Below are 15,582 nucleotides of genomic sequence, written 5' to 3'. Positions count from 1 at the left end.
GATTCCAGTTATGACGTAATCATCAGCTAGGTCTGATCCTGCTCAATCAATTCAATCCATTCGTTATATTCCGTCTGCAATTTCGTATATTCATCCCGCAATTGGCGGTAATCCGTATTCAGTTGCTCCGCCTTCTCCTGCTCCATCTCACGTTCAACTTGCAGCAAACGCAGCTGGTTAGCCGCAACTTCATACCGCTCACCGATCTCCAGCAGTTCATTCTCCATCGTCTGCTTTTCTTCGATCGCTTCTGCACGCTGCTTGTCAAGCTGCTGCCGCTCATGTTCCAGCTCTTCTACCTTCTCCACACTGGCAGCACTTTCTTTCTGCCAAAGATTCACTTCATTCTCCAGTGCAGCCCATCGTTCCTGCCAGGATTGCTCCTGAGCCGCCCATTCATCCGCACGCCGTTGCCAAACCTGCTCTTGTTGTTCCGCATGTTGTTCTGCTTGTTCTACCCTGGAGCTCAGCTCAACTTCCCGAGCAGTGAGCTCTTGCAGGCGTGAGGATAGCTCTGCCTGTTTGGCAGACAATTCTTCATGCTTAATCTGCCACTCAAGTGCTTCTTCTTCTGTCTGAGTCAGCAAGCTGCCTTGTTTATCGATCCGCGCAGATAGCTGATTGGCATTCTGCCTGGATTCTTCAAGCGCACGCACGATTTCTTTCTTTTCTTCGCTCATTTCATTCAGCTTGCGAGTATAGTCTTCTTCACGCTGCAGTGCATCACCATAATCCTTGCGGATTTGTTTATAACTTTCCTGCAGCTTGTTCAGTTCTTCACGTGCTTCATTCAATTCATCATCAAGCTCTTTAAGCTGCTGCTCCAGACGACCTGCTTGCGCAATATAATGTTCAGCTTCTTCGCTGGCGTGACGAGCTTCTTCTTTAACGACGGATAATTCATCATGAAGGGACTGTACACCAGACTCCAGCGTTTCATTCTGTTCCGCAGCTTCGAGTACCTGCGTCTCCAGTTCACCGATTTCGATCAGGCGTTGTTCAGCCTGCTCTTTCCAGGACTGCTCGCTCTGCGTCAGTGTGCCGAGTTCATGTTGCAATGTCCGCACTGCCGCATGAGCCTGCTCAAGCACTTTTTGCAGCCTGCGCTGCTCATCCTCGGACTTCACTTCGGCTTCACGGAGTTTCTTGATCTCCTGTTCAAGCTGGCCGTGCTGTTCCTGTACTTTACGCAGCTGTGCTGTCAGAGAAGATTCACGTTCAACGGTCTCGTTATACTGCTGTTTCCACTGCTGCTCCGCTTCCCGGGACTGCTCTACCTCAGCTTCTGTGTTGCGAAGCTGTTCAGTCAGCTGAGCACTATCTGCTTTTAATTGTTCCAGCTGCTGCTCCAATTCCGTAATTCGACGAAGCTGAACATCCTGCTCCTGTTTGTATACGGCTTGTTCACTGCGCAACGTTTCCGTTTGATTACGCTCGTGTTGGAGCTGTTGCTCCTGATCCACAACAACCTCTTGAGCATTCTTGAGCTGCTTACGTACCTCGGCTAGCTGGCCTTCAACATCGGTTAAGCGCAATTTGGCCTGTTTACGTTCTTCTTCCAACTGCTGCTTCAGCTTGCCTCGTTCTTCTTGCAGCAAAGCCTCAGCAGTTACCAAAGCTTCATTCGCTTGAGTCTGGGCTGCCTCATGGATTTGCTGAAGCTGCTCCTCATAAGCCGCTTCTTTTTCCATCCACTCCAGTTCCGCCTGTTCGGATGACTCCTTGAACGTTGATTTCAGCTGCTCTATCTCAGCCAGTCGCTTCTGCTCTGCTTGCTGCTGCAATGCGGCTTGTTCTTCTTTTGCCTTTTCAGTCAGCTGTTGAGCCTGATTCACGGCAGCTTGCTCCGCCTGCTGTATACGCTGTTCCATCTCGGATTGAAGTTCACGGTATTGAAGCTGGGCTTCTTCCTGAACATTTTGCAATTGGGCCTCGGCTTGTTCCAATTCAGACAAAATTGCAGCTTCTGCTTGTTCCTTCGCCGTTTGTACTTGCTGTGCGGCCTGAACCTCAATTTTTTGACGTTCTGCCACAGCCCGTGCTTCTGCCTCTTTCAGTTGAGCTGCCGTCTTGTCCTGCAGCTCCTTATATTGTGCAGCCGCTTTGGCTTGGGCCTGCTGCAGCTCATTTGCTGCACGTGTCTGTGCTTCCTTCAGCTGGGCTGCCGCCTGCGTCTGTGCATTCTTGATTTGATTCGCTGCTTTTTCTTCTGCTTCTTTCAGACGCGCCTGCGTCTTCTCTTCCGCCGCTTTCAGCTGCGCAGCAGTTTGGGCCTGAAGCTTTTGCTCACGACCTGCTGCCTGAGTGCGTTCCTGCTCCAGCAATGTATTCAGCTTGGCTATTTCTGCCTGCTGATCCTTCTGGAGCTTCGCGATGGTCTGTTCCGCCTCAGCTTTAAGCTTCGTTGCTTCAGCGATTGCTTGGTCACGACGTTCCAATTCCTGTTGATGTTCATTTTGTATGGCGTTCAACCGGTTCAATTCGTTTCTCAGTTCTGTACGTTCTCCAGTAAGCATCTTCAGTTCATTCCGAATTTCATGAGTCTGAAGAGACTGTTCAGCCATATGTACAGCCGCCAGTACCGCAATACGCGGAGTATCCAGACGGGAATTTTGCTTGGAGATCGCGCTCATACGCTCATCTACCAGGTTAGCTACTTGTTTCATATAGTCGGCACTGCTGCCAACCAGTTTATAGGAAGTCCCGTAGATCTCTACGGTGACGCGTGTACGATCAGGTGTAGTCACAGTTGTGCCCTCCTTCAAGTCTGTATGTTGATTCTAAGCTGTTTAACAAAAAAAGTCACATCGATCCTCTAATGCTAAGGATTCGATGTGACTTCAAGCAATTCCTGCTAAACTTTGTTCAAAAAATTGACTTATGTTCTATTTACGCAATTCGGCTCCAAATTGCTCCTCCAGACGAGCAACAACACGAGCATGAACCTCGGTAATTTCCTCATCTGTCAATGTGCGTTCACGATTGCGATAAACGAGAGCCATCGCTACACTCTTCTTGTCTTCACCCAATTTGCTGCCTGTGAATACGTCGAATACCTGTACGGTTTGCAGCAGCTCACCGGCAGATTCACGAATCGCACGCAGCATATCCCCAGCTTCGATATCTTTACTCACAACAACCGCGATATCCCGCTCAACTGCAGGGAAACGTGGAAGCTCACGATAACGGATATCCGTATCAGCGTCACCATAGATGGCTTCAAGCCCGATCTCAGCAAGGTATACATCGTTCAGATCATATTGCTGCTGCAGTTCAGGATGCAATTGCCCCATCGTACCAATCAGTTTGCCTTCTCCACCATCTTTTGCTTCCAAATATACCGATGCGGAGCGCCCAGGATGGAAACCTTCTGGACTGTTTGCCACCAGGCGAATACGCTGCTCCAGACCTACATAGGCGAACAGGTTCTCAAGTGCACCTTTCAGATCGAAGAAGTCCACTTTCTCTGCTCCCACATTCCACTGCTGGGATGCACGGTTTCCTGTGAGCAACAAGCTCAGGACCGGAATTTCATGCGGCTGCTTCGTCAGCTTCTCTTCTTCAGTGAAGAAGACACTGCCTACTTCGAATACAGCCAGTGAATCATGCTTGCGGTTCATGTTATACACCGCTGCATCCAGCATTTGCGGCAAAATGCTCTTGCGAAGCACACTGCGATCCTCACTCATTGGCATAGCCAGCTTCACAGCTTTACTGCCTTCTGTCAGGGCAGGGAACAAGGAAACTTTATCCGGGTGTACGAACGAATAGCTGATCATTTCCTGCCAGCCACTACCTGCAAACAGGCCACGAATGGTACGGCGCATCGCTTGCGAACGCGTATAAGCTCCCGGTGTCGTTGGTCCTTCAATCAATGTGGTTGGAATATTGTCGTATCCGTACAGACGGGCAACCTCTTCAAACAGATCCACATCAAGTGTAATATCCCCTCTGCGGCTTGGCACTTCAACATCCAGCAGGCCCTGCTGCGCATCACCACACGCAAAGTGCAAACGAGCGAAAATGGTTTTCACTTCAAGCAGGGACAACTCGGTTCCCAGATAGCGATTCAGTTTCTCCAGCGACAACTGTACAACGTGTTTATCCGCAGCAGCTGTTCCTGCTTCCACAATTCCCTGATGAACTTCGCCTTCTGCATAACGCTGGATCAACTCAGCCGCACGGTTCAATGCCGTAATGACAGCAGCCGGGTCGACTTCCTTCTCAAAACGCATGCTTGCTTCGGAACGCAGCCCCAGTTGGCGCGACGTTTTCCGAACAGTTCCGCCATCAAACTTGGCGGATTCCAGCAACAGATTCACAGTGGTTTCCGTTACCTCGGAATTCTCGCCACCCATTACACCCGCGATGGCTACCGGTTTCACGCCATCGGTAATGAGCAGCATATGCGGCTCCAGCTTGCGCTCCTGGCTATCCAGCGTCACGATCGTTTCGCCTTCTTTGGCCATTCGCACTTCAATATGGCCCTTCTCCAACTTATCTGCATCAAAAGCATGCAGCGGCTGTCCGTATTCCAGCATGACATAGTTCGTGATGTCGACGATATTATTGATCGGACGGATGCCAGCAGCCATCAAACGGTTTTGCATCCACTGTGGGGAAGCTCCCAGCTTGATCCCTGTTACATAACGGGCTGCATAATGACTGCATTGTTCCCCAGCCGTAATCTCAACCGAGATATGGTTCGCGGCCGCATCACCAATTTCCACCAACTTTTGAGTCGGATCAGGCAGTTTCACTTCACGACCGAGAATGGCACCCACTTCATAAGCTGCACCAAGCATGCTCAGACAGTCGGAGCGGTTCGGTGTCAGATCCAGTTCAAGCACATGATCATCAAGACCAAGCACCTGGCTGATTGGTGTGCCAATTTCCGTTTGTGCAGGTAGAACAAGAATGCCTTCCTGTTGGTCCTTCGGCAGCAACTTGTCGTTCATGCCCAATTCTTTCGCAGAGCAGATCATGCCAAGGGATACAACACCGCGCAGCTTGGCTTTTTTGATATCAAGTCCACCAGGGAGCTTCGCTCCAACCAGGGCAACAACTACTTTTTGACCCGCATCCACATTTTTCGCACCACATACGATCTGCAGATCTTCTTCCTGTCCGGCATCAATCACACATACATTCAGCTTGTCCGCGTCAGGATGCTTCTCCTTGCTCTTCACGTAACCGACAACCACTTTGTTCACGCCCTGGTTCCGGTTCTCCACTACATCAATCTCTATCCCCGCACGGGTGATTTTCTCTGCCAACTCCTGCGGTTCCACGCCTTCCAGCGCGATATAATCAGACAGCCAATCTGTCGATACTCTCATGGACGTTCACTTCCTAATCTATGAATTGGTGTTGCAAATGAAGGGCGTTCGCCCTGTATGCTACTTCGGTAATTACAGGCGTCCAAATTGTTTCAGGAACGCCATATCACTGTTGTAGAAATGACGAATATCATCAATGCCATATTTAAGCATAGCGATACGCTCTACGCCCATTCCGAATGCAAACCCACTGTATTTCTCCGGATCGTAACCGCCCATCTCAAGTACTTTCGGATGAACCATACCGCCACCCAAAATCTCAAGCCAGCCCGTCTGTTTACATACCCGGCAGCCACTGCCACCACATTGCACGCAAGTGACATCCACTTCAGCACTCGGCTCGGTAAACGGGAAGAAGCTTGGACGGAGACGAATTTCAGTGTGTGAACCGAACATTTCGCGTACGAATTGCAGCAAGGTGCCTTTCAGGTCACTCATGCGAATATTCTCGCTAATAACCAAACCCTCAACCTGATTGAACTGGAACGAATGCGTCGCATCGTCATCGTCACGACGGTATACTTTACCCGGACAGATAACTTTAACAGGCACTTCACCTTTCATGCTTTGCATGGTACGAACTTGAACCGGTGACGTATGCGTACGCATCAACAGGTCTTCTGTTACATAGAAGGAATCCTGCATATCACGTGCCGGGTGATTCTTCGGCAGATTCAATGCTTCGAAGTTGTAATAATCCATCTCAACCTCAGGACCTTCTGCTACACGATATCCCATACCGATGAAAATATCTTCGATTTCCTGTACCACTTTGGTCAGTGGATGCAGTCCTCCTTGACGTCCGCGACGTCCCGGCAGGGTCACATCAATTTTCTCGGATTGCAGACGTTTCGCTGTCTCTTCCTTCTGGAACTGCTCCTGCTTGCTGTCGATGACTTCTTCAATTGCACCGCGAACATCATTGGCGACCTGACCAATCACCGGACGTTCCTCTGCACTAAGCGCACCCATACCGCGCAAAATCTCAGTCAGTGCACCCTTTTTCCCCAAATACTTTACACGCAGATCACTCAGCGTCTGTGGATCGTTCACGCCGGACAGTTGTTCCAGCGCTTCGATCTTTAATGCCTCCAAACGTTCTTTCATGTGTAAATGCCCCCTTTATGTGGTGTTAATGCAACAAAAAAAGGCCTTCTCTCCCCTGAAGGGACGAAAAGACCGTGGTACCACCCTTGTTAGACATTCAGTGCTGCCCGGCCCTTCCGGCCTGCAACATGTTTGCCTCACTCTATACGGAATAACGACCGTTAACCGTTACCCCCTACTAACTCCTGCGATGGATCGCAAGATATGGTTCAGGGAACCGCTCCGGAGTGAATTTCAGCAGCCTTGTTCTACAGAAACGCTCTCAATCTACGGCGCTTCCTCCCTGTCCAGAGGCACTGCTTACTTGTCTCCATCATCACGTTTTCATGTCAGAAAAAAACTTCAAATTTACTGATGATCGTCCATTATTATATGCAAAATCGCTCGAAATAGCAAGCCGTAAAGCCGCTTGATCCATCGTTAAGCCCAAAAGCAAAACGACAAAAGCTTTATCAATGGATTACTTGTGTTTTCTCAGCTCACGCAGCTGTTTCAAACGACGTTGAATTTCGCGAACCTCGGCAACTTCAGCCACCCGCTCAATCACATCATCAGGATTAGTCAACACCTCATTGCTCGCACTCCTCATAGGAGATAACAACTCAGACAAACGCATTTCAAGCCGTAACCGTTCATCATCTGACTCCCGAATCTCAAGGGCGGATTCTCGCAGTTTGATGGATTGCTCCCAGTCCTCGACTCCACCGTCAAACAGTGTAACCTTTCCCCCCGGCTCCAGATCAAGCAAGCGGTTGGCGAGTACTTTGGTCAGCATACGATCATGGGATACGAGTACCAGTGCTCCGGATGCCTGCTTCAATATATTCTCCATCACTTCCTGTGTGTCAATATCCAGATAATTGGTCGGTTCATCCAGCACCAGCAAGTTGGCTCCTCCGAAATACAAACGCAGGAACGCAACTCTGCACTTCTCCCCCATACTCAAATCCCCAATACGTTTGAACACATCATCTCTCGAAAATAAAAAGCATCCCAGAATGGTGCGTGCAGCACTTTGTGTCATGGATGGAAGACTGAGCAAACTGTCCAGAAGCGTCTGACTTTCCGGTAATCCTTCAAGCTCTTGCGAAAAATAACCAATCTTCAGTTGCGGATGACGTGTCACCTTGCCTTGCGAAGGTTCCAACTCCCCAATCATCATCTTGAGCAGCGTTGTCTTGCCTGTTCCATTGGGACCGCGTACAGCAAGACGATCTCCGCGTTCGACCGCAATCCGGAGATTGCGAAGCAATGTCGGGCTTCCCGGATAACCAAAACTGGCATCTTCCAGTGCAAGGAGCTGGCGGGCAGCCAGCGTGTTCACTTGCAGCTCCATGTTCAATTTCGCAGCTTCGCGAGGTTTATCCACGCGCTCTTTCTCCAAGCGCTCCAGTTGCTTTTGCTTGGCATGGTAGCGGGAAATGTTCTTGTTGGCTTTGGCTTTGTAAAAGCTCTGGGTGATTTTGACCTCCACATCGGACGCTGAATTATGAGCCTGATGAAACCACTGCTGATAATTGCGGATCGTCTCTTCTAGCGCTTTCCGTTCCAGTTCCTGCTTGCGATAGGTTGCTTCCTGCTCACGCAATTCACGTTCCTTATGGCCTTTGTAATTCGTGTAGCCCCCCTTATATTTGGTCAGGGCACCCGGGCTAAACTCAATCACACCCGTTGCCACCTGATCTATAAAGGTCCGGTCATGAGAGACAAACAATAATGTTCCTGCATAGGTGGACAGCCATTCTTCAAGCCAGCGCATACTCTCTTCATCCAGATGATTCGTCGGTTCATCCAAAATCAGAAATTTCGGTTTACTGACCAGTAATCCTGCGAGACGGGCCTTCGTTTTTTGACCACCACTCAAGGAATGATACGACCTGCTCCAATGTTCCGACGATAACCCGAGACGTGTCAGTACCTTCTCTACCTCCGTCTCCCACATATACCCGTTCAGTTGCTCATATTGTTCCATCGCTATTGTATAAGCTTCAAGCAGCCGCTGCTCATCTGCCGCTCCACTCTTGCCCATACGCTGTTCCAATTCTTCCAGGTCACACTTCACCTCGTAGATCCGTCCACTTTCCTGACGGACGGCATCAAGCACATTCGTCTCCGGCTTGATCAAGGAGCGCTGACGCATGAATCCCCACTCCTGTTGCGGGACGTGGCGTTCGATTCGTCCACCGCCATCTTCTTCTCCAAGAATGATGCGTAACAAAGTGGTCTTGCCACACCCGTTGCGACCCAGAATGGCGAGCCGCTCGCCTTCATTTATTTCCAGATTCAATCCTGCGAATAATTCATTCCCGTTCCACTCTTTCGATACTTCATGTAGGCGTACCATTGTCATCATGAGGCCTCATCCTTCCTGCAATTCAAAATAAAAAAACCGCTGGCATCAGCCGGCGGTCTGGCAATTCAGGATTGGATAAAGCGTCAAAAAACAAGCATAAGATACCCATGGCATGAACAAATAACCCTAAAAGGGTACACACAAGCCAGATCAGCCTGCCTGTTTCCATACCTGATCCCATAGCTGAATTTGGACACACGAATCCCCTCATTGCTCAGCCGCTTTGGCTGACTGCGTCAATACACTCTCTGCAGTTACTGGGGTTGAATTCATGTGTTTTACTTCATGGGACGTATGGTTACCTCTCATTCATGTGTAGTATCGATTTCTCCGTTATTGTACCAGATGATGGAGAAAAAGCAAAGGTCTTGAATTTGGAGTCAGGATATTCTCCATTCCAACGGGACTAGGAATACACTAACTTCGAAAAAAAAGAAAAAACCCTTGTTTCCACAAGGGTTTTAGGTGTTGCATTAGTTAAGCGGGTGATGGGAATCGAACCCACGCTATTAGCTTGGAAGGCTAAAGTTCTACCATTGAACTACACCCGCGCGAATGACGATCGGGACGACACGATTTGAACATGCGACCCCCTGGTCCCAAACCAGGTGCTCTACCAAGCTGAGCTACGTCCCGTCAAGTTCCGGGGAACATTAACATGAATTTTACAAAATTAATATACCATGATCATCCAACGCTTTGCAACTTCTTTTTACTATTTTTCCCTCCCCGTTTCGAAAAATTAAAAAGACAGAAGCGTGTCTACGCCCCTGCCTATCCTTAACCTGTTGGTTTATCCACATCTCTCAAAAACTGTTCTTCAAAATCGGCTGCCAAAATCGGTTTGCTGAAAAAGTACCCTTGAGCCTCATGACAATGCTGATCACGAAGGAACGAAAGCTGGTCCTCATTTTCAACGCCCTCAGCCGTTACCTTCAACTGCAAGTGATGCGCCATCGATGTAATGGTCGATACAATCGCCGCATTGTTACTGTCCTCCATCACTTCATTGACAAAGGAACGGTCAATCTTGAGGCGGTCAATCGGCAGATCTTTCAGATAATGCAGCGAGCTGTACCCGGTGCCAAAATCATCAATACTGATGTGCACACCAATCTCTTTAATTTTACGCAACTGTTCAAAGGCACGATCTTTATCAAACGTCATACTCTCGGTAATCTCCAGTTCAAGCCACACCGGTTCCAAGCCCGTTTCCTTGAGAATGCCGCTGATGTTATCCAGCAGATGGGAGTGCCTGAACTGCCTCATGGACAAGTTAACCGACACACACAACTTGCGGTAACCCGCTTCCTGCCACCGTTTGTTCTGAGCACATGCCTCACGCAGTACCCATTCTCCAAGCGGTACGATCAGCCCACTCTCCTCAGCAAGAGGAATAAATTCCGCAGGGGATACTGACCCTCTCAGCGGATGCTGCCAGCGCACCAAAGCCTCCATACCTACAATCAAGCCACTCGCCAGATTGACCTGCGGCTGATAGACCAGATAGAATTGCCCACGATCCAGCGCTTTGCGCAAATCATTCTCGAGCTGTAAACGTTCCTGGGCTTTCATCTGCATCACATGGGCATATCGGTTCAGCTCCATTCCCTGCTCTTTGGCATTATGCAGCGCCGTATCCGCATTCTGAATGATCTCCTCCGGTGAGTCCCCGTCATGCGGGAATATTGCCATACCAATACCCAGCGTGAGATGATATTCGTTTCCATCTACAGTTACAGGCTTTTCGAACAGCTGCAGGATTGATCTTGTCCGCCGCAATGCCGTATCTGTTGTGCTGAAATCTGTCATTGTGAGTACGAATTCATCTCTTCCCAGTCCGAATACTTCCTCTCCCGGGAGCGAAGAATGCTTCAAGCGCTGTCCTACCTGACGAAGTACACGGTTAGCCGCCTGTTGGCCCAATGAATCATTAATTGTTTTGAATCGGTTAATATTTAATACCAACACCCCGACAAGCTGCTCCTCTACCATAGCTGCATCCATCATCACTTTCAGTCGTTGAGAAAGGCGACGGCGATTGGGCAGCCCTGTCACATCATCATGGTGAGCAATAAAGTTCATTTTTGCCTCAGCCACCTGCTGCTTGAGGAAAGGCGTATCCACCACAGACGAATACAGCCCCTTCTGGATGAAGAAATAGCCAAAACAATTACTTAATAGACCCAGCAACAGATTGAGATCATTAATTTTCGTAGCCGAAACAAAGTAACATTCTCCATAGAAAAAACAGAGGATGGCGCAAAGGACGGTAGATAGATCACGATCTTTTCCTTTTTTCCATTGAATGAATAACATGACCGCAGTCACGCTATACAGAATGCCGACCAGAAAATGAAATCGGGTAAACATGCCGCCAAGCACATTCCCCTCCAGCAAGTTCGGAAGTACAGCCCATTCCTGAATAGCCAATGTATACAAAACAATAAAAATACCCAGCGTTCCGCCGAACAGTAAAAATTTGCGCGGTAACGCAATTTCCCTCTCGCTGACTGCATATATGAACAGCAAACCTGCCGCACAGACAAGAGATCCAAGCGACATCATCTTCAGCGAGAACTCCGACTCCATCATCGCACCATTTGGCATCTCTTCCGCAAAAGAAACGATGTGAACCAATTCAAATAAACCAATCAATAAAAACAACGTTGTCATAAGGACCCTTCGGAGGGTCAGTCTTTGAGTCTGAAATAACCAGCTTTGATTATAGATGCCGATACAGGCCGCTGCCGCAGCGAATCCACCCAAGAGTGTCAAAACCGGGTAACCCGATATGATCAGATCAGAGCTTGCAGAGGAACGAAACCATTGATTTGCGATGAAACACAATAAGCCGCCTATCGCGACCCAACCTATTTTTCTCTGATCTTGCTGATTAGCCTTCATGCCGTGTTTTTCCTTCCCGGGATCACCTATCCTGAAATAACATTAACGATATAAATCTACTTTGTTACAATATTCGACATTTTATTATATCTACCAACGTTCAATTCACATGTGAATACATGCTATCTGGTACATAATAACATTTATTTCCGCAGACGTGAACACAAAAATGAGCACTCCTAGTAATATTTATTCATAGATATGTAGAAAAACAAGGCAATAAGAACTAAAAAAACATGAACCCCCTATCGGAGTTCATGTTTTTTTGGATTTGCAACTGTATTTTAGACTAATTTTCGTCTTACGTGCACCATTCGACTTAAAACGCTAATGCGCTAAAGTTATAGATGTAATAGATCCAGCTCTAGTTCACTGGAACTCCAATTCAACAATGATGCAACATGTTTATTTGTCAAAATTCACTTCTGGTGTTGTCAATTTATCATAGAAATCAACAACCTTGTCTTTGTCTTCGGACGAACGCAGTGCCATCGCCGAGCGAGGATGCTCGTCCAATGTACCTGTAATCATGTAAGGCAAAATGTAACCCCATTCTTCCTTCTCACGGAGAGGGACCATCAATTGCTCCAACACACCAAGGACTGGACGCAGATTGTATTTCGTGCCTTTCAGATGAGCAACGAGCAGTTCCGTCGGGCAGTTCCCTGCAGCACGTCCCATGCCGTATACGGAAGCATCCAGCAGTTCAACGCCAAGCTCTGCTGCTACCAATGTGTTGGAGAAGGCGAGCTGCATGTTATTGTGTGTATGAACACCAAGACGTTTGTTCGGCAGATGAGTCTTGAACTTCTCCACCAGGTATTTCACATCGTTATGATCCAGGCTACCATAGGAGTCTACTATGTATACAACATCCACAGCGCTTTCCTTGATCAGTTCAAATGCTTCCAGCAGTTCATTTTCCATTACATTAGACAATGCCATAATATTCAGCGTCGTTTCATATCCACGATCATGGAACGTTTGAACCAGAGCTAGAGCCTTATCTACATCTTTGCTGTAGCAGGCTACACGGATCAGATCCAGCATGCTTTCGCTGCGCGGCAGAATGTCATTCTCGTCCACACGTCCAACGTCAACCAGTGCAGACAATTTGGTGTTGCCTTTTTGAGGAATAACTTTACGCAAGAAATCATCATTCAGAAAACGCCATGGTCCTGCTTCTTCCGCACCTTTCAAAAGCTTAGGTGAGTTTTTGTATCCAATTTCCATATAATCAACGCCAGCTTCGTTCAATCCAGCATAGAGCTGTTGAACAAAGTCCACGCTAAAGTCCCAGTTATTTACCAATCCGCCATCACGGATTGTACAATCTACTATTTTGCAATGATTTGTCTTCATTAATGTCTGCTCCTTTTCTGACCAACTTGTGTATTCCTCTCATGATACTTGAACGTAACAAGAAAAGTAAAGGGATTCCCGACTTATTTACTTCGATAAGATTTCCATATCCGATCCATCTCACTCATCTCGGAATCTTCTGGAGATTTCTTTCCATAGCGTACAGCGTTATAGGTATCTGGCAGCATCGCAGAGAGTCTCTGTTCATCTTCTCTAGCTCCGTGCTGAACAATCGTCTCCGCAGCCTCCAGTGGCGTATGTGCACGCTGTATGTCCACACCCCGATGTGCAGCTCTGTCAATCCACTTCCGATAATAGTATCGAACACGTTCAGCTTCCTGGGAGGGCAGCGGCTCCTTCTTGCGGAACCAGGATTTGCGCGTTTTGGCCGGCGCCTCTAACGTTTCGCTGATGTCCACATACTCCGTCCTGGGTTCTATCTTCTTCTGACCTGGCTGCAGCAGCCCTTTGAAACGCTCCAAAAGTTTATTTATGGCCTTTTGCCCCAGACGCAGGATAAGCCACAGAATAACAACGGCAACAGCCCCCATGACGATCCAACCCAGGATATCCCAGAAAATAGAGGGCTCCCCTGGCTGTTCCATTCCTTCAGGTAGCATCGGCGGTTCATTTGGAGCTGTAGAAGGCGTAAGAGGCTCCTGATTGGAACTCGAACCTATTAATCCTCTGATCCATGCAAGCAGACGGTCACGCAGTGGACCTAGCCAGGCAACAAGACTGGGAAAAGCGCCGATCCCTGCGATCACAATCAGCATCCATAACAGACGCTGGTGATTCGTCCGGGCAAACTCACGCAGCACAATCCTTCTTGAGCCATCATTTAATGTCGCCCGATCCAGCTGCACACTGTACTGACCTACCAACCATCCAGCAAAACTGATGACTCCCGCTGTATATATGGTTCCAGTATACATCAGGAGGGGTTGCATGAATTCAATCCCATTGGCTGCCCCACTGAGCACAATTGCACTGACCACACCCCAAATCTGCAAGCGCCAAATCAAAATCGAACGAAAGACAGGTTGAAAATTCAATCCAATATAGGCTGAGATTACACCCCATACCACTGCCGTGAGCAAATCTGGTAAAGGAAGAACGGCTACTATTGCAATAACCAATGAGACCAGCAGCCCCATAACCAGCGCTGCACCCCATCGAATAAAAGTGTTTTTTTCGCTAATGGTTGGTAACCTGTGCTGCACCCACTGACCTAACCAACCAGCTACAACAAAGATACTCATTAGTGTATACGGCAAAGGTCCGGTTGCATAAAGGGCCGTTAGGGTCAGAAGCGGATAAAGATATAAGCCGATCAACAGAACGGCCGACATGGATAAAAGCACTCTTTCTTTCGTATTGGTACTGTTGGCATCATTCATGCACTCACCGCCTTAGCATCGCTTTTCCCACCCTCTACCGGGAGTATGGTCACACGATGGCCTTGCTCATGCAAACGCGCAATTTCATGTTCCATGGCTGGAGATACATAGGACGTAATTAAGAGATAACTGCGAACCTGCTGGGCTTCTTCATTGCGTTCTACTTCATCACTCAGAAACTGCTCCATGGGAACCATGCATTTTAACTCCGTCTCCGCCATAGCTTCCAGCAGCATTTCCAGATGTGGACTGCCGTAATCCGGCTCAATTCGTAATGGTTCACGCCCTCCACTTACTCGGTAGCCATTATGAGCAAATCCTGCGGGCAACCCTCTTCCGATCGCATCTACTACTGCAGTTGCCGCATAACGGAGTGCACGTTCGATCAGCTCCGGGCGGGTAACGACGCTCCACATATCCGCAGACTCCTGAATGTTGACCACAATCCAGGATTGAGGGTCCGCAGTCCATCCCTGCTTGTACACCTGCAACTCTCCCGTACGTGCACTCGCTTTCCAATGAATGCGGTTCATCGGATCACCCGCACCATAGGGACGTACCCCGAGGATCAGAAAGGGATCTTCGACAATCCAACGGGATACCTCAACCTCACCCTGCCATACCTGATAGATCGCAGGCAGATCCTCCGCATGAACAAGTGAAGGATATACAACCATGGATAGATGAACGGGGATTGGCTTCGAGGTACGCCAGAGACCAAACAGATCCCCTCCGGTCATTGTCACGGTGTTCAACGTATATATCCCACGTCTGCTGCATACAAAAGGATGCTTGCGGGTAATACGAGTAAACGGTTTCAAAGTGAAGATACTTTTATGATTCTGATAAATATCTCCTTGGCTGATATCCATGCCCGAGCCAGAACGAAATACAAATGATACTGGCATCATAGCTTCAAGTCTAAGCCATGGAACCGAAATTCGTTTTTCATTTGCAATGGTCTCTACCATCTCCAGCTCATCTCCGGCGTAACAGCGCGTTTTGCTGAACTGTCGGGTATACTTCAGCTTGCGTAAAGCGGGACGTCCAAACCATATGCCGTGTACTCCAATAACAATACCTCCAACAATGACAAGCCATAGTAATGCCATAA

Annotated in this window: 8 protein-coding genes and 2 tRNA genes; all 10 read right to left on the bottom strand. The window is 48.4% G+C overall.

Annotated features, from left to right (window positions below; all coding sequences use genetic code 11):
• Window positions 1-26 precede the first annotated feature (26 nt).
• Window positions 27-2,747, bottom strand: coding sequence for a cell division protein ZapA (gene zapA, locus P5G61_RS23575; RefSeq protein WP_301248654.1), 2,721 nt, complete (start codon window positions 2,745-2,747; stop codon window positions 27-29).
• Window positions 2,748-2,885: 138 nt separating this feature from the next.
• Window positions 2,886-5,339: a phenylalanine--tRNA ligase subunit beta gene (gene pheT / locus P5G61_RS23570; protein WP_301248653.1), complete on the bottom strand. Its 2,454-nt coding sequence runs from the start codon at window positions 5,337-5,339 to the stop codon at window positions 2,886-2,888.
• Window positions 5,340-5,411: 72 nt separating this feature from the next.
• Complete coding sequence (pheS, locus tag P5G61_RS23565) at window positions 5,412-6,446, bottom strand: phenylalanine--tRNA ligase subunit alpha (RefSeq protein ID WP_024628331.1); 1,035 nt, start codon at window positions 6,444-6,446, stop codon at window positions 5,412-5,414.
• A 460-nt stretch (window positions 6,447-6,906) separates the two neighbouring features.
• Entirely contained in the window at window positions 6,907-8,799 is a 1,893-nt protein-coding gene (abc-f, locus tag P5G61_RS23560; RefSeq protein ID WP_301248651.1) for a ribosomal protection-like ABC-F family protein, read from the bottom strand.
• Between the two features lie 480 nt (window positions 8,800-9,279).
• Window positions 9,280-9,350: transfer RNA gene (locus tag P5G61_RS23555), tRNA-Gly, on the bottom strand.
• An 11-nt stretch (window positions 9,351-9,361) separates the two neighbouring features.
• Window positions 9,362-9,435 (bottom strand) — tRNA-Pro (locus tag P5G61_RS23550).
• Between the two features lie 144 nt (window positions 9,436-9,579).
• The gene (locus tag P5G61_RS23545) at window positions 9,580-11,706 is read right to left on the bottom strand and encodes a bifunctional diguanylate cyclase/phosphodiesterase (RefSeq protein ID WP_301248650.1); all 2,127 of its coding nucleotides are present in this window, start codon (window positions 11,704-11,706) and stop codon (window positions 9,580-9,582) included.
• Window positions 11,707-12,111: 405 nt separating this feature from the next.
• Window positions 12,112-13,068 (bottom strand): aldolase catalytic domain-containing protein, encoded by a 957-nt coding sequence (locus P5G61_RS23540; protein WP_053780435.1) that lies wholly within the window; start codon window positions 13,066-13,068, stop codon window positions 12,112-12,114.
• A gap of 83 nt (window positions 13,069-13,151) precedes the next feature.
• Window positions 13,152-14,468 (bottom strand): DUF4129 domain-containing protein, encoded by a 1,317-nt coding sequence (locus P5G61_RS23535; protein ID WP_301248648.1) that lies wholly within the window; start codon window positions 14,466-14,468, stop codon window positions 13,152-13,154.
• The gene (locus P5G61_RS23530) at window positions 14,465-15,580 is read right to left on the bottom strand and encodes a DUF58 domain-containing protein (protein WP_301248647.1); all 1,116 of its coding nucleotides are present in this window, start codon (window positions 15,578-15,580) and stop codon (window positions 14,465-14,467) included. The genes P5G61_RS23535 and P5G61_RS23530 overlap by 4 nt, the downstream gene beginning before the upstream one ends.
• Window positions 15,581-15,582: the final 2 nt, after the last annotated feature.

The organism is Paenibacillus vandeheii (assembly GCF_030433635.1).
In the GTDB taxonomy this organism is placed as follows: domain Bacteria; phylum Bacillota; class Bacilli; order Paenibacillales; family Paenibacillaceae; genus Paenibacillus; species Paenibacillus vandeheii.
This window is presented reverse-complemented; position numbering and strand designations above follow the sequence as displayed.

Excerpts from the sequence above, each read along its gene's own strand:
- pheT (WP_301248653.1), bottom strand. The coding sequence starts at position 5,339 with ATGAGAGTATCGACAGATTGGCTGTCTGATTATATCGCGCTGGAAGGC.
- pheS (WP_024628331.1), bottom strand. The coding sequence starts at position 6,446 with ATGAAAGAACGTTTGGAGGCATTAAAGATCGAAGCGCTGGAACAACTG.
- abc-f (WP_301248651.1), bottom strand. The coding sequence starts at position 8,799 with ATGATGACAATGGTACGCCTACATGAAGTATCGAAAGAGTGGAACGGG.
- P5G61_RS23545 (WP_301248650.1), bottom strand. The coding sequence starts at position 11,706 with ATGAAGGCTAATCAGCAAGATCAGAGAAAAATAGGTTGGGTCGCGATA.
- P5G61_RS23540 (WP_053780435.1), bottom strand. The coding sequence starts at position 13,068 with ATGAAGACAAATCATTGCAAAATAGTAGATTGTACAATCCGTGATGGC.
- P5G61_RS23535 (WP_301248648.1), bottom strand. The coding sequence starts at position 14,468 with ATGAATGATGCCAACAGTACCAATACGAAAGAAAGAGTGCTTTTATCC.
- P5G61_RS23530 (WP_301248647.1), bottom strand. The coding sequence starts at position 15,580 with ATGGCATTACTATGGCTTGTCATTGTTGGAGGTATTGTTATTGGAGTA.